General features: G+C 36.9%; 18 protein-coding genes. 16 read left to right on the top strand and 2 right to left on the bottom strand.

The features are described 5' to 3' along the window. Window positions 1-106: 106 nt before the first annotated feature. The gene (locus tag LS68_RS05155; protein WP_034374194.1) at window positions 107-1,243 is read right to left on the bottom strand and encodes a hypothetical protein; all 1,137 of its coding nucleotides are present in this window, start codon (window positions 1,241-1,243) and stop codon (window positions 107-109) included. Window positions 1,244-1,527: 284 nt separating this feature from the next. Here LS68_RS05155 and LS68_RS05150 point away from each other — a divergent pair, with 284 nt between their 5' ends. From LS68_RS05150 to LS68_RS05075, 16 genes are all read left to right on the top strand, one after another. Next, window positions 1,528-2,643, top strand: coding sequence for a Cj0069 family protein (locus tag LS68_RS05150; protein ID WP_034374197.1), 1,116 nt, complete (start codon window positions 1,528-1,530; stop codon window positions 2,641-2,643). A gap of 34 nt (window positions 2,644-2,677) precedes the next feature. Further along, window positions 2,678-3,931, top strand: coding sequence for a glycosyltransferase family 8 protein (locus LS68_RS05145; protein ID WP_199741487.1), 1,254 nt, complete (start codon window positions 2,678-2,680; stop codon window positions 3,929-3,931). Window positions 3,932-4,011: 80 nt separating this feature from the next. Then, entirely contained in the window at window positions 4,012-5,028 is a 1,017-nt protein-coding gene (locus LS68_RS05140) for a Gfo/Idh/MocA family oxidoreductase (protein ID WP_034374270.1), read from the top strand. Window positions 5,029-5,233: 205 nt separating this feature from the next. After that, entirely contained in the window at window positions 5,234-7,555 is a 2,322-nt protein-coding gene (locus tag LS68_RS05135) for a TonB-dependent receptor (protein WP_138091156.1), read from the top strand. A 422-nt stretch (window positions 7,556-7,977) separates the two neighbouring features. Beyond that, complete coding sequence (locus LS68_RS05130) at window positions 7,978-8,739, top strand: HugZ family heme oxygenase (protein ID WP_034373577.1); 762 nt, start codon at window positions 7,978-7,980, stop codon at window positions 8,737-8,739. A 49-nt stretch (window positions 8,740-8,788) separates the two neighbouring features. Further along, on the top strand, window positions 8,789-9,964 hold the full coding sequence (gene tilS, locus LS68_RS05125; protein ID WP_052100515.1) for a tRNA lysidine(34) synthetase TilS: 1,176 nt from the start codon (window positions 8,789-8,791) through the stop codon (window positions 9,962-9,964). Window positions 9,965-10,071: 107 nt separating this feature from the next. Next, the gene (ccoN, locus tag LS68_RS05120) at window positions 10,072-11,535 is read left to right on the top strand and encodes a cytochrome-c oxidase, cbb3-type subunit I (protein ID WP_034373580.1); all 1,464 of its coding nucleotides are present in this window, start codon (window positions 10,072-10,074) and stop codon (window positions 11,533-11,535) included. An 18-nt stretch (window positions 11,536-11,553) separates the two neighbouring features. Beyond that, window positions 11,554-12,276, top strand: a complete 723-nt coding sequence (gene ccoO / locus LS68_RS05115) for a cytochrome-c oxidase, cbb3-type subunit II (protein ID WP_034373584.1) — start codon at window positions 11,554-11,556, stop codon at window positions 12,274-12,276. Next, window positions 12,276-12,491, top strand: a complete 216-nt coding sequence (locus tag LS68_RS05110) for a cytochrome c oxidase, cbb3-type, CcoQ subunit (protein ID WP_034373587.1) — start codon at window positions 12,276-12,278, stop codon at window positions 12,489-12,491. The genes ccoO and LS68_RS05110 overlap by 1 nt, the downstream gene beginning before the upstream one ends. 11 nt (window positions 12,492-12,502) lie before the next feature. Next, the gene (locus LS68_RS05105) at window positions 12,503-13,363 is read left to right on the top strand and encodes a c-type cytochrome (protein ID WP_034373590.1); all 861 of its coding nucleotides are present in this window, start codon (window positions 12,503-12,505) and stop codon (window positions 13,361-13,363) included. Window positions 13,364-13,377: 14 nt separating this feature from the next. Further along, the gene (locus LS68_RS05100; protein ID WP_034373593.1) at window positions 13,378-13,578 is read left to right on the top strand and encodes a DUF4006 family protein; all 201 of its coding nucleotides are present in this window, start codon (window positions 13,378-13,380) and stop codon (window positions 13,576-13,578) included. Window positions 13,579-13,701: 123 nt separating this feature from the next. Then, a complete protein-coding gene (locus LS68_RS05095; RefSeq protein WP_034373597.1) occupies window positions 13,702-14,334 on the top strand; it encodes a hypothetical protein in 633 nt (210 codons plus the stop codon). A gap of 10 nt (window positions 14,335-14,344) precedes the next feature. Then, entirely contained in the window at window positions 14,345-14,953 is a 609-nt protein-coding gene (locus LS68_RS05090; RefSeq protein WP_052100516.1) for a hypothetical protein, read from the top strand. Continuing rightward, on the top strand, window positions 14,953-15,258 hold the full coding sequence (locus LS68_RS05085) for a hypothetical protein (protein WP_034373601.1): 306 nt from the start codon (window positions 14,953-14,955) through the stop codon (window positions 15,256-15,258). The genes LS68_RS05090 and LS68_RS05085 overlap by 1 nt, the downstream gene beginning before the upstream one ends. Beyond that, the gene (locus LS68_RS05080; protein WP_138091153.1) at window positions 15,255-16,061 is read left to right on the top strand and encodes a prepilin-type N-terminal cleavage/methylation domain-containing protein; all 807 of its coding nucleotides are present in this window, start codon (window positions 15,255-15,257) and stop codon (window positions 16,059-16,061) included. Before LS68_RS05085 ends, LS68_RS05080 begins: the two co-directional genes overlap by 4 nt. Then, a complete protein-coding gene (locus LS68_RS05075) occupies window positions 16,058-16,456 on the top strand; it encodes a hypothetical protein (protein ID WP_034373607.1) in 399 nt (132 codons plus the stop codon). The genes LS68_RS05080 and LS68_RS05075 overlap by 4 nt, the downstream gene beginning before the upstream one ends. A gap of 97 nt (window positions 16,457-16,553) precedes the next feature. Here LS68_RS05075 and LS68_RS05070 read toward each other — a convergent pair whose 3' ends face one another. Next, the gene (locus tag LS68_RS05070; RefSeq protein WP_034373611.1) at window positions 16,554-18,068 is read right to left on the bottom strand and encodes an SEL1-like repeat protein; all 1,515 of its coding nucleotides are present in this window, start codon (window positions 18,066-18,068) and stop codon (window positions 16,554-16,556) included.

The following is an 18,068-nucleotide window of genomic DNA, read 5'->3' as shown; positions in this document are numbered from 1 at the left end:
TTGTTTAAGCCAAGAATCCTATCTTGTGCTTGATTAAGAATCTATAAGTTTATTAAAAGAATCAAAAAAATCTTGACTGATATTTTCTCATTAAATCCAATCCTTATCATTTTATAGTATCATCGGGATTATCCGGGTCATAGATTTTATGTGTTTTACTAGGGATAATCTCGCTTTTCATTTCAGAAGGATCGACATCTTTGCCATCATTGCTAAGCTTTAAAAGTGCCTTTTTAAACTCATAAATGCCATTAGGTGCATAAAAATCCCCGCCTGTTTCTTTGGCTAAATCACGCAAAAATGTCGCATTTTGCTTCAAAGAAAAAGTGTGAATCTTCACCCAATTATCCTTAGAACCTTTGCTGTTATAAACGATATTATCATTGAGATTCTTTGTGAGTTTGAGCATTCTATCAGTATTATATTTATCACTCTGCGCACTATCGGTGATGAGGTAAATTTCCTTTTTCAAGCCATTATCTTTGGTAAAGTGGCTCATCGCTTGGATAAGCGCATAATTCACCATTTTGCTCGGGCTTTTTTTGGTCTGCAAGGTTTTTACATTTGCTATAAAATCTTGCTCATCAATTACATCGCCAAAATCCTTGACATCATAGGAACTAAAGCTTACAAGCGTGATTTTGGCATAAGCCGCTCCAAGCTCATCTTTGAAAATATGCCTAGCCATAAAAGGTGCAATTTCCTTAAAAGCAAGCACATAGTCTTTCATAGAATCTGCCACATTTAGCACGATAGCGACTTCTTTGGCGGGTTTGTTGCGGAGTTTGAGATGAAACGCATCGCTTTCTTTATCATAATTGCTCAAGGCAAATTGCTGCTTATCGCAAATATTTTGCACCACCAAATCACTAGCCTTTAAAAAATACATAAACTCTCTATCGGGGCTGATAAAGGCTTGAAATTTAGAATCTAATATGCCGCCATTAAGTATCTTCCCTGCAAAACGGATATAATGTATCTTTTTAGAAACTTTTTGTGCATCAATCTTATCATTATCTTTCACCCAAAGCACACTTGGGTCAAAATGCGAGATAGACCTCATTTGCTCACATTGGAATCCATGAATCAAACGCGGCAAGAGATTTTCAATCAGTTTTTCATCAACTTCGGGGATTTCTTGGGCTTGATAGACTTTTGGAGTTTGGGCTTGTGTCAGAGAAAACATCAAGCTTAAGCCACAGATTGCTTTAAAAATGAAGCTTGATAAATTGCTAGTTTTCATCGTGCGTTCCTTAATTGTAGTATTTATTCAAGATTAAATTTTATTAAATTAAATATATCGTAAAACATAAAAAGAAACGCTGACAAATCAATAAAATATGCCAGATTCTCCTTTGATATTTGCATGAGTTACAAAAATAAATTTTAATATTTTTAGAATCTGCAAAATTGAGTAAAAAGCTAATTTATCATACAAATCTTAAAGGATTATGTAAAAATTTATTTTGCTTTTAAAAAATAAAGATTATGATTTAAGGGAATTTCAAATTTAATAGGAGGTTTGTTATGAAAAAACATGTTGTGTTTTTTGAGGCAGTGGGCGGAAGCGACAAAGGTAAAGACGGGCATAGAAAAGACACCGTGCCAATGATGGATTACCTTAAAAAGCTTGGCTGGACAGCAGAAGTCGTGTTTTTTACCGATGAGATTTTGCGTGATGACGCGAAGAAAAACGAGATTTACGAATATGTCAAAAAGGGTGCAGACGCGTATGTTTCGCGTGTGAATCCGGGTAACCTTAAAGAGGAAAAACTCTATTTTGATGTATTGCGCAAACTTTGCGCTGATGGCGTGATTGGTATGCCACACCCTGATGCGATGATTGGCTATGGTGCAAAAGACGCGCTTACCAAATTGCGCAATACCGAGCTTGTCCCAACTGATACTTTGGCATATTATGACCCCGCAGAAGCACAAAGAATCGGCGTCAAATGGGAAGCAGGCGGCGAGCATGACTTTAAGAAAAACTTCCCCAAAACCCTTGCAAAAGGTGAGCGTGTTTTGAAACAAAATCGCGGTAGCACTGGTGAAGGGATTTGGCGTGTGCAAATCAAAGACCCAAATAAATATAAAGGCGTGAGTGAATTGCCTCTTGATGCGGAGATTCGCTGCACCGAAGCGGTTGATAACCATGTTGAAGAGCGCAAACTCGGCGAGTTTATGGATTTTTGCGAAAAATACCTCAAGGGCGACAATGGAATGCTTGTCGATATGACATTCTTGCCCCGCATTAAAGAAGGTGAGATTCGAATCCTTATGCTTTATAAAGACCCTATTTATGTTGTGCATAAAAAACCTGCCGAGGGCGCAGACGCGTTTTCTGCAACACTCTTTAGCGGTGCGAAATATCGCTATGACAAACCCGAGCAATGGAGCGAGCTTGTGGGATATTTCCTTAGCAACTTGCCCGAGATTAAGAGCAAGCTTGGCAATTATGACTTGCCACTTATTTGGACTGCAGACTTTATCCTTGATACTGATGCAAATGGTAAAGACAAATATGTCTTGGGCGAAATCAACTGCTCATGCGTTGGCTTTACTTCTCCTGCAGAGTTTTTGGACAAAACTGCTCGCCGCGTGGCAAATACGATTATTAATATCGTTGAAGACGCGAAATCATAATTAAAAGTTCAAAGGGATTCTACAATCCCTTTGAATAAATGCTCATCTTTTAAATTTACTTCTCTCGTTTTGTTTTATTCTATCCTTAGTCGCTTTCTGCTATAATATATCTTTTGGAGATTATAATGACACAACACAACACAACACAACACAACACAACACAACACAACACAACACAACACAACACAACACAATCTTAAATCTTGATGAATTAGGAAAACTTGCTCGCGTTAATCATATCCCTATCATCTTTGCAAGCGATGAAAATTATGCCAAATATTTAAGTGTCGCTGTCCAATCCATTAAAGAACATATCAATCCGATATATCATTATGATATTTTCGTCCTAGAGACAGATATTACAGAATCTACCAAATTAGCCCTGCACTCAATGCAAAATACAAATCTAAGCATTTATTTTATCGACATCAAACCCAAACTTGCTTCATACGACACGAGTTTATTTACTCTCAACTATTACTTGACAATCGAAGCATACTATCGCCTTTTCATTCCCCAAATCTTTCAAACTTTTGAAAAAGTCCTTTATGTGGATTGCGATATTACCTTTCGCAAAGATATTGCAGAACTATATCACACTAATATGGAGGATTTTTTGGTAGCAGCCGTAAGAGATGTGGGTCTAATCCTCAATGTCCAAGTCAGAGAGCTAGAAATGTATCGCGCTTATATCTATGAGACCTTGCAACTTTCAAATGTGAGTGATTATTTTAATAGCGGCTTGATGCTTTTTAATCTCCGCTTGATGCGAGAGGTAAACCTTGACTTACTTCAATTAGGGATAGGGCTTTTACAAAAAGGCATCAAAACTTTATATTCAGATCAATCCATCCTAAACTACATTTTTAAAGACAAAGTCAAATACTTGCCGCATAATTGGAATCACCTGATATGGCACACAGAGATTGATATTCCCACATGGAAAGAACGCTTGGCAAATACGCCCTATTATGAGTTTATCTGTGCATATGAAGAAGCCTCTAAAGACCCTTATACGCTTCACTATAAACCTTGGAATAAGCTAGATATTGCATACGGCTATGAATTTTGGCGATATGCAAGGCTTTGCCCCTTGTATGAAATAATCTTGCACGATCATATCACACACAAGCTCTCCCTTACAATCAAAGAATATTCTTACCTCCCTATCTACAAAGCCAAACTCAAACGATACAGAATCTTGAATGCTCTCACCTTCGGCAAGTTTAGGAAATTTCAAAACCGCAAAAATGAGCTGAAACAAAAAATATCAAATATGGAAAAATAAACGAAAGCTAGAGTTTTGCGCTAGATTCTTAACTTATAGTATAATAAGTTTTTGAATCTAAAGCATCTAAAAGAGGACTTATGCCTATCAAATGCGCACTTATTGGTTATGGATATTGGGGACGAAATGTCGCAAAAGCTATCAGCGTAAATCCCGCTTTTAAGCTTGTATGTATCTATGATGAAGATTCAAACGCACTTGAAAACGCACGCTCACTTTATGACTTTACACTTTATCCGAGCTATGAAAGCATTTTGTGTGATGAATCTATTGAAGCGATTTTCATTATCACGCCTCCGCATACACATTTCACACTGACTAAAGCCGCCTTAGAACATCACAAGCATACCTTTGTCGAAAAGCCACTCACAACAGATCTTCAAGAAGCCTACAAACTCTACGATCTTGCGCAAAAACAAAATGTGCAACTTTATTGCGATCATATTTTTCTACACTCTCCAGCAGTGAATTATCTCAAAGAACATATTGCTGACTTTGGTGAAATCGTCTATATCAATGCAAGGCGCATTAATCTAGGATTATTTCAAAGCAATGTCGATGTGATTTGGGATTTGGCAATCCATGACTTAAGCATTATCGATTATCTTGTCGGGCTACATATCAAGAAAGTTTCTACTTTTAAAACCAAATATCTTGATTATCCTAACGATGCGTTGGCAAATATCAATATTGAATTAGAATCTGGCATCATCATTACGCTTAATGTCTCGTGGCTTAGTCCTATCAAGGTGCGCGAGATGATGATTGGCGGTAGCAAAAAGACAGCGATTTATGACGAAACCAAACGCGATAAGATCGCCATTTTTGACACGGGCGTAGTCATTAAAGATGAATTTGACAAAAACAGCCTTTACCAAAAAATGGTCGAATACAAACTCGGAAAACAAGAGATTCCAAATTTACCTCACAATATGGCACTGGATTCGTCTATTGCGTTTTTCGCACAAAAGATATTAGTAACCATTCCTTCTTATTCTAATGCTTCATCACAGCGTCATTCTCATATTGATTCTAAAAACGATAAAGAGCATATCTTACGCGTGATTAAGGCATTAGAAATCATTTCCCGTGCTTGAATTTTTTTGACTATCATCTCATCAAAGTTTTTTTAAATCTCTGTAGTTTCCCTTGATTGTGGAGCAAAATCTCACAACTTTTTTAAATTTTACTTTCGTTTTATATTGTGTTAAATTTCTTTGCTATGTTGGGATTTTTATAAATAATCGTTCTTATTATTTATAAAAAATTTTATTAATCTGATTTATTTTTAAAGGAGAATCTATGAACAAATTTACATATATTTCATTAATATTATCATTATTATTTACAAATGTTTTAGCAGATTCTGCAAACCCCAATAATGATACGACAAAAACACACAATACTCAAGAACACGAAGAAATACACAAAGTGAAACTTGAAAAATCTGTCGTTACTGCGTCTGGCTTTGAGCAAGACTACACTCTCGCCCCTGCATCAATTTCAGTCGTTAGTCCTAAAGAAATGCAATCTCGCCCTATTCGAGACTTAGCCGAAGCATTAGCCAATGTGCCGGGCGTAAGCACAGATGCTAGTGTGGGTAAGACAGGCGGCTATGGAATCTCTATACGTGGTCTAGCAAGTGGATATACACTGATTCTTGTTGATGGGAAGAGAATCAATGCAGATTCTAGCCTTTTCCCTAATGGCTTTAGCGATTCAGTTACTTCTTTTATGCCGCCGCTTTCTGCAATCAGCAGAATCGAAGTGATACGAGGTCCTGCTTCCACTCTTTATGGGAGCGATGCGATTGGTGGGGTAGTCAATATTATCACCAAAAAATCTTATGATTCACCGGGGGCGTTTTTTGGGTATGACTATACTTTCCAAGAGAAAAAGGCTTTTGGTAACACGCAAAGTTTTAATTTCTTTACTACACAACCGCTCAATAAAGAAAAAAATTGGGGATTACAATTGCGAGGAAGAGTTTATACGCGTGATTTTGTTTCTAGCAATAATCTTAAAATTGTCCCTACGACAAATGGCACAAATGCCAATGCCACAAGAGGCAACATCGTAGGACTTATTCCTGCACAAACTTACAATATCGGTGGGCGTATCGTGTGGAATGGCAAAGAAACTGCTGATAATAATATTTCTAAAAACATGATGTATCTTGACCTTGATTATGCTCAACAACATTATGATAATTCGCAAGGAATTATGGGCGGTTACAACGCTGCCGATAGTAAAAGTGAAGCAGGCAAAAGAGCTGAAAATGGCTATGGTTCAGAGATGAATTTTTACAGATTCAATGCTATTTTGGCACACAAAGGGTATTATACCAACACTCCTTCAGTTATCTCATATTTAAGCACAGATATGAGTTTGCAATACAATATTACAGCAAATCCCAACCGCTATGTGCCTACAGAGACTTTTTCAGACAAAGCACCAACTATCAATAATCTAAGGACAGCATATGGTGTAGCAGCAGGAAATAGCAGACAGCTTACGGCTCAAGACATTATCTTTGACTACAAAACCAATATGTTTTTTGATTTATTACGAATCTTTGGCATCAATGTCAGCTTGGGTGGAAGATATTGGCTTAATACCTTTAAAGATAAAGTATTTCAAGCAACGGGCAACAAAGCCTTCCAACACCAACACATCGGCGCACTTTTTGCCGAAGGGGAATTTGTCTTTTGGGATAAACTTTTTCTTACATTGGGTGTGCGTGGGAATTTCAACTCTACTTTTGGTTCTAACGCAAGCCCACGCGCTTATATTGCCTATAATATTATTGATAAATGGCTAAGCATTAAAGGCGGGGTTTCGACAGGATATAAAACCCCTGCTCTTTCTAATCTTATTAATGGTATAGTGAATCTTAGTAAGCAAGGGAAAACGCATACTTATGGGAATCCTTACCTTAAGCCAGAATCAAGTGTCAATTATGAATTATCCATTCTTAGCGATAATGACTATTTTTCAGCAAGTCTTACGGGATTCTATACGGATTTTACAGACAGAATAGCACCTATTCCTTTCGCCAAAGACAAACAAAATATCAATGGCAAAACTTGCGCCGCAACTGGTGGTTGTGCTACTTATCTCAACATCGATAAAGCAAAAAGCTATGGTATAGAAACAACATTTGGAATCAAACCCATTGGCATAGGTTATGGAGCAATTAGCTTTAATAGTGCTTACACGCACAATCAAACGAAAATCTCTCAAACCCTAGATCCCAAAGCTGTAGGTAAGAGACTGACAAATATTCCTTTGCATAATTTTAATGCCTCTTTGCATTATGATATTAAAAAATTAAGCTTTTATCTGCGAGAAGAAATAAAAGCTGGAATCTATCGCGGCAGTGCTAAAGTTATAAATTCTGCTGCAGCTGCACTTGGAGAATTCTATAAGCCTGTCTTCCTTACACATCTAGGTATCAACTATCAGCCTTTAAAATTATTGCGCATCAATTTTGCTATTTATAACCTTTTCAATCTCAATTTTGTTCATTACAAAACTTTTGATAGCGGCAAACAAATCGCCAATCATTACAGATATATTGGTGAAGGGAGAAGATATTACTTATCAGCACAAATGAATTTTTAAGCCGTCATTTCTTTTAATCAAATACTTTCATACAAAAGTTTGTGTTAGTTATCAGACTAACACAAACTACTCTTTAAAGATTCCATAATCACCCCACACAAATCACTTAACAATCAAGATTCATAAAAACTGCCGGGATAAGTTTCGCACATTTTACAAAATAAGAATACTTATTAATATTAGATTAAGTTTCTGTGTATTATAATCACACTTGTTTTTGAGATATTTGCTAACAAAAAACTTTAAGGATTTTAGAATCTTGGATTCTTGCAAAGTTTTTGGTAGGGTTGGGTCGGGTTAGTAAAGCATCTTTTCCTTCCTTATTTGTTGTTTGATTGCATCAATAGGCTATACTTTAATGAAAAGCTAGAGTATAGCCTTAATGGTGTATCTTCTAAATTTCATTTTGACAAGGATTTTTCATGAGTTATCAAAATATTATCGAGCATATGAATGCCCATCATCAAGACGCAATGATTGATTTGTGCAAAAAATTTGGCAATGCCACACATGTGGAGAATGTCCGTTTGGATAAAGTCGATTTTATCGGTTTAGATCTTGTTTATAATGACAACATCTCGTTGCGTGTCGAATTTCCACAAAAATGTGATGAAAACACACTCAAAGATTCTATTATTAAACTTTGTCAAAGTGCAAAAGCTCCTGACACTCAAGCAATTGCCACAGAAATCGCAGATTTCAAAAAAGAATTTGGTTCTATCCTTATTGCAAGCATTAATGCAGAGGGTGAAGCGATTTGCTCTTACGCACCACTGATTCAGATTCACAATCAGCTTTATATTTACATCAGCGAGGTAGCAGAACACTTCTCAAGTATCCAAGCAAACCCCTCAAAAATCGAAATTATGTTTTTAGAGGACGAATGCAAAGCAAAATCTGTCATCTTGCGCAAACGACTTCGATACCGAGCAAACGCACGATTTGTAGAACGTGATACGCAAGAATTTAACGACGCCTTGAAGGCTTTAGAATCTCTCATGGGTGGAGCGGGAGGCATCAAGACAATCAAGACAATGACAGACTTTCATTTAATTGCATTAGAGACAAAAAAGGGTCGGTTTGTCAAAGGCTTTGGTCAAGCTTATGATATTCTCCCTGATGGACAAATCGTCTATATTGGTGGCAAAGGGAATCCACATTCACGCAATCCTCACAAACATTAAACATAAAAATAAGCTATAATTTGCACCAATCAACTAAAAAAGGTGCAAATTGTCTATTTACGATAAACTCTCTGCTGATACGCATCGTCTCAAGACATCACAGAATCTTTTAGGATTCTCTGGTGGCGTAGATTCGGTAGGGCTATTTTTTATCTTACAACATTTAAATATCCCCTTTGACATAGCAATCATCAATTATCACACAAGAGAACAGTCGCTCCAAGAAGTCGCTTATGCAAAACAACTAAGCACAACTTATCACAAAAAATGCTTTGTCAAAGATGCTCCTTTGGGTTTTACCTCAAACTTTGAATCTCAAGCACGACAGATTCGCTATGCCTTTTTTGATGAAATCATTGTCAATCACCAATACACGCATCTCATTCTAGCACATCAACTCAATGATCATTTCGAATGGATTCTGATGCAATTTGCAAAAGGTGCTGGTTTGGGGAATCTAGTAGGATTTGACACACAACGAAAAACACCTCAAGGAGATTATAAGATTATCCGACCCCTAGCAATGATTCCTAAAAACGATATTTATCAGTATTGCTTTGATAATGCGCTAACTTTTTTTGAAGATGAAAGCAATCAAGATATGCGATTTAAACGCAATTTTTTCAGAAAAAACTTCAGCGATCCTTTCATTCAAGCATTTCCTAATGGTGTTGCAAAAAGCCTCTTGTATCTGCAAGAAGACAAAAATATACTACTCAATCTTATTAAGCCAAAATATCTTGAACTTTCTTGGAAAGACTTGAACAAATCAAACCAAAAATACAGAATCTTTTCTATTAACAAGAAACATCTTGAGAAAAAAGCGTATCTTGTGCTACTGCATGTTGATAAAATTGCCAAAGAACTCGGCTGCGTGCTTTCACAATCCCAACGACAAGAAATTATCCGCACACATTTTTCGTGCGAAATCCAACACCGACTGATTATCACGCATAATACACATTGTATTTTTATCACACACAAAATTAATGAAGATGTGATTTGTGCTGATATGGGTAAAAAAGTAATGCTTTTACCGATGAATAAAAGTTTCAAACAAAAATGTGGGAATCTAAAGATACCTCCCAAGTTAAGAAAACCTCTATGGCTTATATTTTGTGCATCAAATATGCTAGATTCTCATTGTGATAATGCAAAGGATTACTACTTCAAAACAAAAATTAATATTTTTTTTAAACAATTTGGCAACTTTTTTACCCCTTAAACAATGCTTTGTTATTTTTTTATTAACTTTTACTAATTTTTTAAGGTAGCTATAACTTCAAAGGCATTAAAATTTGTTTGTATTTCAAAAAAGGACAAGGAGAATCTATGCAGGCAAATACACTCGAGTATGATTACTCAATTGCTAAGTTGTTTGTTTTCTCTGCGATGGCTTTTGGATTTGTGGGACTACTTATTGGTGTAGTAATCGCATTTCAAATGGCTTTCCCAGATTTAAACTATTTGGCTTCGGAATATGGGACTTTTGGAAGGCTTCGACCTCTTCACACCAATGGTATCATTTATGGATTCACATTGAGCGGGATTTGGGCGTCTTGGTATTATCTTGGACAAAGAGTGCTTAAAATCACTTACAAAGAACACCCTTTCTTGCGCGTGGTTGGATTAGCTCATTTTTGGATCTATATCGTTTTAATGGCACTTGCTGTTGTTTCACTATTTGGCGGATTAACTCAATCTAAAGAATACTCTGAACTCATTTGGCCTTTAGACATTATGGTTGTAGTAGTATGGGTTTTATGGGGCGTAAGCCTTTTTGGTAGTATGGGTGTAAGACGCGAGCAAACAATCTATATTTCTTTGTGGTATTTTATCGCTACTTTCATAGGTATTTCTGCTCTTTACATTTTCAACAACCTTTCTGTTCCTACCTATTTCATCGCTGGTGTAGGAAGCTTTTTTCATTCTATTTCGTTCTATGCAGGAACAAATGATGCGATGGTGCAATGGTGGTGGGGGCATAATGCCGTTGCGTTTGTTTTTACATCAGGAATTATCGGTTTAATCTATTACTTCTTGCCTAAAGAATCTGGGCAACCTATTTTCTCTTATAAACTCACACTTTTCTCTTTCTGGGGATTGATGTTTATCTATATTTGGGCAGGTGGGCATCACTTGATCTATTCTACAACACCTGACTGGATTCAAACACTTGGTTCAGTATTCTCGGTAATCTTGATTTTACCTTCTTGGGGAACAGCGATCAATATGCTTCTCACAATGAGAGGGCAATGGCATCAAATCAAAGAATCTCCGATGATTAAATTCTTGATTTTGGCATCTACTTGGTATATGCTTACTACTCTTGAAGGACCTATTCAATCTATCCGTTCAGTCAATGGCTTGGCTCACTTTACAGATTGGATTATCGGACACGTTCATGATGCTGCTTTAGGTTGGGTAGGCTTTATGGTTATTGCTGCGTGCTTCCATATGGTGCCTCGAATCTTCAAAAAAGAGCTTTACTCCAAAAAATTAATGGACGCACAATTCTGGATTATGACAACAGGTATTATCCTTTACTTCTCCAGTATGTGGATTGCAGGTATCACACAAGGTATGATGTGGAGAGATGTCGATGAATATGGTAGCTTGGCTTATAGCTTTATTGACACCGTAATTAGCCTCTTCCCTTATTACCTTATTCGTGCTATCGGTGGGCTTATGTATTTGACAGGATTTATTATGTTTATTTACAATATTTTAATGACTATCTCTTCAGGTAGGGTGCTTGAAAAAGAACCCCAAAATGCTACTCCAATGGCAATATAAGAAAGGAGGGATATAAAGATGTTTAGTTTTTTAGAAAAAAATCCATTCTTTTTCGCGGTGGCGTTCCTTGTAGTATTTTCAATCGCAGGGCTAGTTGAAGTAATCCCCGGTTTTGCTAAAAAAGCTCAACCTATTGAGGGATTAAAACCTTATAGTTTGCTCGAAACAGCAGGGCGTCAAGTTTATATTTCAGAAGGCTGCTATAACTGCCATTCACAGCTTATCAGACCTTTTAAGGCAGAAACCGATCGATATGGTGCTTATAGTCTTAGCGGTGAATATGCTTATGATAGACCTTTCCTTTGGGGTTCTAAAAGAACTGGTCCTGATTTGCATAGAATCGGGGATAGCCGAAGCACAGACTGGCATGATGGACACATGAGAGATCCAAAATCCCGTGTTCCGGGTTCTATTATGCCTGCTTATGAACACCTTTATAACAAAAATGCAAATTTTGAAACAGCATTTGCTGAAGCATACACACAAAAAGTTGTTTTTGGTGTGCCTTATGATGTAGAAGGAGGCGTTCAAATTGGTGCAGAAGGTTTTGACAAAACTCCAGAATCAATGGCAAAAGCTAAAGCTCTTTTTATGCAAGAAGCTCAAGCAATCGTTGATGATATGATAAGCCAAGATGTCAAAGACGCATTTGCACGAGGCGAAGTCAAAGAAATCGTTGCATTAATTGCCTATATGAATAGCTTAAGTCAAGCTCGTAGGACAGCTACACAGGCACAATAATGTGGGCAGCAAGTATAATGGAAACTATAATTGAGTATCAAAAGATTATCTATTTGGTTGTTACACTTTTGTTGGTAGCTTTTTTGTATGGATACATCTATCATCTTTATTCCTCTCAAAGAAAGGGGATTAAAGATTACGAAAAGTATGCCAACCTTGCCCTAAATGATAATCTTGACGATGAGCTTATAGAGCCAAGAAATAAAACTAAATAAAGGGGAACTAGATGAACTGGTCAGATAATATAACAACGCTTGGGTTACTAGGTGCTTTTATCATCTTAGTGCTCACTATCTTTGTGATGGGTGTATATCTCAAAAAAATACGAGATGGCAAGGCAGATGGAGAAACTATGGGCGAAAGCTGGGACGGAATAGGTGAGCAAGCCAATAATTTACCTGTTGGTTGGGCAGCTTGTTTCTTAGGTGTCCTTATTTGGGGACTTTGGTATATCTTTTTAGGATACCCACTCAATGCTTATTCACAAATCGGTGAATACAACAAAGAAGTGCAAAAATATAATGACAAATATGCGAGTGTTTGGGAACAACTCCCAGAAACTGAAAAACAAGAAATGGGTAAAAATATTTTCTTAGTTCAATGCTCTCAATGTCATGGTTTGAGTGCTGAAGGTATGAACGGAAAAGCAAGAGATTTGACAAAATGGGCAAAAGAAGATGGCATCGTTGAGATCATCAAAACAGGTGGCAAAGGCTTAGATTACCTTGCAGGCGAAATGATACCTGTTGAAATGAGTGATGATGATGCAAAAGCTATTGCTGCGTATGTAATGCAAGATATTTCTGAAGTCAAAAGCACAAAATATCCTTTAGAAGTAAGCAAAGGCAAAGAATTGTTTGTTACAATGACTTGCACCACTTGCCATGGCGATGATGGTAAAGGAATGGACGGCTTTGCTCCCGATTTAACCAAATACGGCACAACCGAGTTCCTCTCTGAAGTGCTTAATAAGGGCAAAAAAGGTATGATAGGTATTATGCCTTCTTTTGATTATGCAAATTTTGCGCCAACCCAAAAAGATGCGCTTAATGTGTTTATTCGTTCATTAGAATCAAAAGATGAATAAGGGAGGAATTTAAAATGAATGGTTTATTTGGTCTCAATGGTTTAACAGGGTTTATTATTGCTGTGGTGCTCTTATTGAGCATTGTAGCAGGATTGGGGACTTGCGCTATCCTTACGCAAAAGTCAGTGGCAACACAATACTACAAGATCGATCAAAAAGATTCGATTCAACAAATCAGCACTGACAACGCAAAATATCGCGTTGATGCAAAATAAAGGAGAACAAAATGAATCTTACATTGATTGAAAAACTTTTAGGAACATTATTGGTTATCACTGCTGTGGCAACAATTGTTATCCCCTTTGTCCCAAATTTTTTCTTACATTTGATCTAGATCGATGTTTTTCGCATTACTCAAGAAGTTAGCTTATGCTAGCTTCTTTCTTCCTCTTTTTCTTTTATGTCAGAATCTTGAAACAAAATCATATGTTTTAGACAATCGTGATGCTTTGCTTGTGCCTAAAACAATTGCCTTTATCGAACAACTCTCCAATGAGCTTTTTACCAAAACAGGATTTTCTCTTTATGTTGCTGTGATTGACAAAGTCCCTTCCGAATTTGCCCAATCTGACGCTAAACTCGCGCGTAATCAATACAAATCTTCTATCACACAGAATCTTGCCCAGCCTTACAGCGTAATATTTTTCTTTAAAAATGATCAAAAAATCAATATCCTAAGCTCTGAACCCAATGTCTTCTTTAATGAAAACAAAGTATTTTTTGAATACATGGTGCCTTTACTGCCCAAACAAAAAGATGAGATTCTTTCACCGCAACGCATTTCAGCAATCTTGCTCAATGGCTATGTCGAAGCAGCCGATCTTATCGCTGAACATTTTAATCAAAAGCTAGAACACAATTTTCCCAAAGACGAGACAGGGGGTCGCGAATTTGTCCGCTTTAGTATGTATGCGATGCTATTTGTAATGTTTGGCATTATCGGCTTTATTTATATTACAAGAAAAAAATAAGGAGATTCTTATGCAAACACAAAAAAATTATTGGCCTCTCGCGATTATTGGCGTAATTATTTTTGGTGTCATAATGGTGAGTATATCTATCACTATTGCACTTAAAAACCCCATTCAAGATGATAATGCTTACTTCACAAAAAAACGCATTGTTGATGAAAACATCAATCAATTACTCATAGACCAAGATATTTTTGATGCTTCTTTCAATAGGTATTTGGATATTTTAGATTCAAGCGATGCAACCTTAGTTAGGGATACAAATCTCCTTTCGCCTTATCAAAGCAAGCCTCATCGTGATAAGTTTAATCCAAAGTTTCCAACTCAAGCCTTTATCGACAAGCAAAATATCAGACTTGCTTTGAATCTTATCCCGCAAAAAGCAGAATCCCCGAGTGAGATTCACATTAAAGCCTATCTTGATTCTTATCATCAAGCTAATGCTTTGCAAGATTTAGGTGAGCTAATCGCCGATGGTGTAGAAAACACACGCTATCTCTCTTCTGCATTTAAAATTCCGAAAGGACGTTGGAAACTCATTTTTGAAATCACTTACGACACAGACCATAAAGCTTACTTAGAAACAGAGCTCTTTGTGGATATGGTGGATATTTCTTGATGAATCTGATCAAGCACTCTTCCAAACACCCCGCATTTATGATGCTTGAAGCCGTAATGGCAATATGCGTTTGTGCAAGTGCAATCATCTTAACGCTTGGCTTTGTCCATACTTTAAATGCTGACTTGCAAACGCGTCCTTCTTCCTACCAAACTTACAAAAACACACTTCTTTCTCCCGTCTCTTCCACTCAAATGATCACTTCTCTTTCGCCTGCTCATCTTACCTATGAAACACAAGCCCTATCTTATACGCATAGATTTGGTGAAACCTTTGTGTTTTATATCCCTATCCACATACAATGAGACATTGCCGACATCACCGCGCATTCTCGCTCTTTGAAGTTTTGGTGTGTATTGTGTTGCTTGGCATCATTAGTGTCGTATGTGGATATATTTTGCTTGATTTGAGCAAAAATCTTGCCTTACAGCAAAAAATAAACGACCAGCATTATAGAATTGCACTGCTAAAACTTGAAAATATTATGCAGACAGCCCTTGCAGAATCTATAAGTGTTGATAACAAGCCCCTAGATTCTGTGTTTTCACAAGGACAGCTTTATTTTATAAGTTTTGATCGCCAAAAAATCTTCGGCGGAGGAGACAAAACATTCACACAAGCACAGATTCAAAATGGTATCCTTATGCCTGCAGTGTCGCTTTCTATTGATTCTCACAGCGATTCTACACTTTCTTTCAAGACACTTTATGGTTGGCATCAGAATCAAAAACTCTATCTTATATCAAACACACCCTCTGCGCTTAGCCTTGAAGAGCGATTTTTTGCTCCAAATCCTAAAGATATTTACACGATTACACATATCAATACCAACACACTTACTCTTGATCATACGCCTGAACACACCCCTCGCATTGCATTGCCTTTGGATTCTCAACCTCATAAAATCGAGTTCAAAGACCGCATTTTATGGCTTGATGATACTCCTATCGCTCTTAATGTATCTTCCTTTAGTATCACGCCTCATATTTTTACATTAGGAGAAAATACGCAATCTTTTTTAGAATTCACCCTTTGCTACCCATTTCATCAGACTTCACTCTGTGAAAGCGGTGGAATCTGGTTAGAATCAATCGTGGATTGGTTATGAAAGGGAGAGCTACCCGCAAGGGATTTTATATGATTTATGCAGTGTTTTTGATTGTTTCTGTGGGTATTGTTTGCACCTTTTTTCTTCGACATTCTTTCAATCTTTCTCACTCTCAATCCAATATCCACGCCAAGATTCAGCTTAATCTTTACGCTCAAAGCCTCAAATCTATGCTAATTCTCTGTATTAAAGAGCGAGATATAGCTACTTGCGCCCATCAAGAGTTTATCTTTGAATCCAACTACCATTTTTATACTGCACTGACTGCTTTAGATTCTCAAAACATCTTGCTTGACATAAGTGGAGAGGTTACTCACCCTGCTAGCACTAACAAACTGCGTATCACAAGGCGATATATTTTATTAGATTCTATCAAGACACCTGATGCGCCATAAACCATAACAAAAGCTTTTTATTTTTGATTATGAAACATGCTTCAAACATCGTGTATTACAGATTTTAAAATCCTTAGCCAACATTATCATTCATAACTTACTTTATCTTTTGCTGCACATTATTATAAGAGCTACACGCCGTATTTAACCCTGCATCACAAGCTTTTTTGTAATACTTCAAAGCCTGATTCATATCACTTTTTAATGTATCAAAACCATGCTCATATATACCACCTGTAGTATGACAAGCAGAAGAGGCAAAAATTGGTGTATTAGATTCACACTTGTATAAATCTTGCTTTTGTGAATCCATTTTTTGCAAGGCTTTGCAGTTTGTCTTAGCATCACTTTCACACGCTAGTTTTATATGTTCTAAAGCTTTCTTCGCATCTTTGAGCGTCCCTCCCAAGCCCTGCATTTCCCATAAGCCTAGCTGATAACAACTATTAACATCTTTTAATTGACAGCCTTTTTCCAAAAGTAGTCTTGCTTGGGTGTGATTTTTATTCACCCCGCCCATTCCATGATAATAATAAAATGACAAATCCCCACATGCGATACCTAAACCCATATCACAATCACTCTTTAGCATTAAAGTTCTTTCATCAAAATGATCTTCATCGCTATATTGTTCCAAAAGCTTAAGATTCTCACACCCTGATTTATAACCATATTCACACGCTAGATTTGCATATTGCTTCGCTGAAGGAATATTTTGATTCACACCTTGTGCATGTTCATAGAGGATTGAAAGATTATAGCAGCCTCCGCCATCTTTAAGCTCACATGATTTTTGATAATATTTCTTAGCATGAGCAAAGTCTGTGTGTGCAAACTTATAGCTTGTGCCAAGTGCCCGACAACCAAAAGCAGAATCTAGCTCGCAAGCCCTCTTGGCATAAGTATGTAGCAGCTCTCTTTTGCCTTGCGGGATCTCCTCAAAAGCTCCCAACCAAATCTCACTGATAGCAATTTCACAAGCTTGTTTGACCTCTTTGGGATTTAAAGCATTCGCTTTACAATTCCTGCCGTAAGGAGATTCTCTATCCAAGGAAGGGAGTTTCTCTTTTGAGCTTTTTTTAATATGTTCAATATAATCCCACTCAACCAATCCCGTTTCGAGATTCACAATACTGAAAATAAAGTGATAAGTAACAATATTCAAATTATTTTGCATAACAATATCATTGCTAATACGCGCACTCAAAGAATATCTTGGTGTGATTAATTTACCCTTAGGGATAATATCACTAAACTCTTCGTTATTGCGTAAAGAGCGGATTTTATCTAAACTAGGATCAGCGTTAAAAGCATTCCCGGCAATCGCTGCAGTGAGAGTAAATGATTGAGAATCAAGCATACCAGCAACCAATTCACGCGCCAAAAGATGTATATCTATACCAAAATCACTGACATCATTAAAATCCGAAATAGCTAAAACTTTTTTCTGCCCTTTAGTGCCTAAGACAAATGGAGAAACCATCAAGTCAGCCTCCGCTAAGGAAGCGACTTGAGATATATCATGAGAATTAAGATGAAAAGGTGTTTGATCTTGAGCTATACTTACTTGCACTAAAAAAGCAAAACAAATGTAAAGAGCCTTTTGTAGCAT

Origin of the sequence: Helicobacter sp. MIT 05-5293, assembly GCF_000765665.2 — a bacterium.
Classification (GTDB): Bacteria; Campylobacterota; Campylobacteria; order Campylobacterales; family Helicobacteraceae; genus Helicobacter_C.
Note: the sequence above shows the minus strand (reverse complement) of the source record. Positions and strands in the feature narration are given on the sequence as shown.

Excerpts from the sequence above, each read along its gene's own strand:
- LS68_RS05155 (WP_034374194.1), bottom strand. The coding sequence starts at position 1,243 with ATGAAAACTAGCAATTTATCAAGCTTCATTTTTAAAGCAATCTGTGGC.
- LS68_RS05150 (WP_034374197.1), top strand. The coding sequence starts at position 1,528 with ATGAAAAAACATGTTGTGTTTTTTGAGGCAGTGGGCGGAAGCGACAAA.
- LS68_RS05140 (WP_034374270.1), top strand. The coding sequence starts at position 4,012 with ATGCCTATCAAATGCGCACTTATTGGTTATGGATATTGGGGACGAAAT.
- LS68_RS05135 (WP_138091156.1), top strand. The coding sequence starts at position 5,234 with ATGAACAAATTTACATATATTTCATTAATATTATCATTATTATTTACA.
- LS68_RS05130 (WP_034373577.1), top strand. The coding sequence starts at position 7,978 with ATGAGTTATCAAAATATTATCGAGCATATGAATGCCCATCATCAAGAC.
- ccoN (WP_034373580.1), top strand. The coding sequence starts at position 10,072 with ATGCAGGCAAATACACTCGAGTATGATTACTCAATTGCTAAGTTGTTT.
- ccoO (WP_034373584.1), top strand. The coding sequence starts at position 11,554 with ATGTTTAGTTTTTTAGAAAAAAATCCATTCTTTTTCGCGGTGGCGTTC.
- LS68_RS05110 (WP_034373587.1), top strand. The coding sequence starts at position 12,276 with ATGTGGGCAGCAAGTATAATGGAAACTATAATTGAGTATCAAAAGATT.
- LS68_RS05105 (WP_034373590.1), top strand. The coding sequence starts at position 12,503 with ATGAACTGGTCAGATAATATAACAACGCTTGGGTTACTAGGTGCTTTT.
- LS68_RS05100 (WP_034373593.1), top strand. The coding sequence starts at position 13,378 with ATGAATGGTTTATTTGGTCTCAATGGTTTAACAGGGTTTATTATTGCT.
- LS68_RS05095 (WP_034373597.1), top strand. The coding sequence starts at position 13,702 with ATGTTTTTCGCATTACTCAAGAAGTTAGCTTATGCTAGCTTCTTTCTT.
- LS68_RS05090 (WP_052100516.1), top strand. The coding sequence starts at position 14,345 with ATGCAAACACAAAAAAATTATTGGCCTCTCGCGATTATTGGCGTAATT.
- LS68_RS05085 (WP_034373601.1), top strand. The coding sequence starts at position 14,953 with ATGAATCTGATCAAGCACTCTTCCAAACACCCCGCATTTATGATGCTT.
- LS68_RS05080 (WP_138091153.1), top strand. The coding sequence starts at position 15,255 with ATGAGACATTGCCGACATCACCGCGCATTCTCGCTCTTTGAAGTTTTG.
- LS68_RS05075 (WP_034373607.1), top strand. The coding sequence starts at position 16,058 with ATGAAAGGGAGAGCTACCCGCAAGGGATTTTATATGATTTATGCAGTG.
- LS68_RS05070 (WP_034373611.1), bottom strand. The coding sequence starts at position 18,068 with ATGCTACAAAAGGCTCTTTACATTTGTTTTGCTTTTTTAGTGCAAGTA.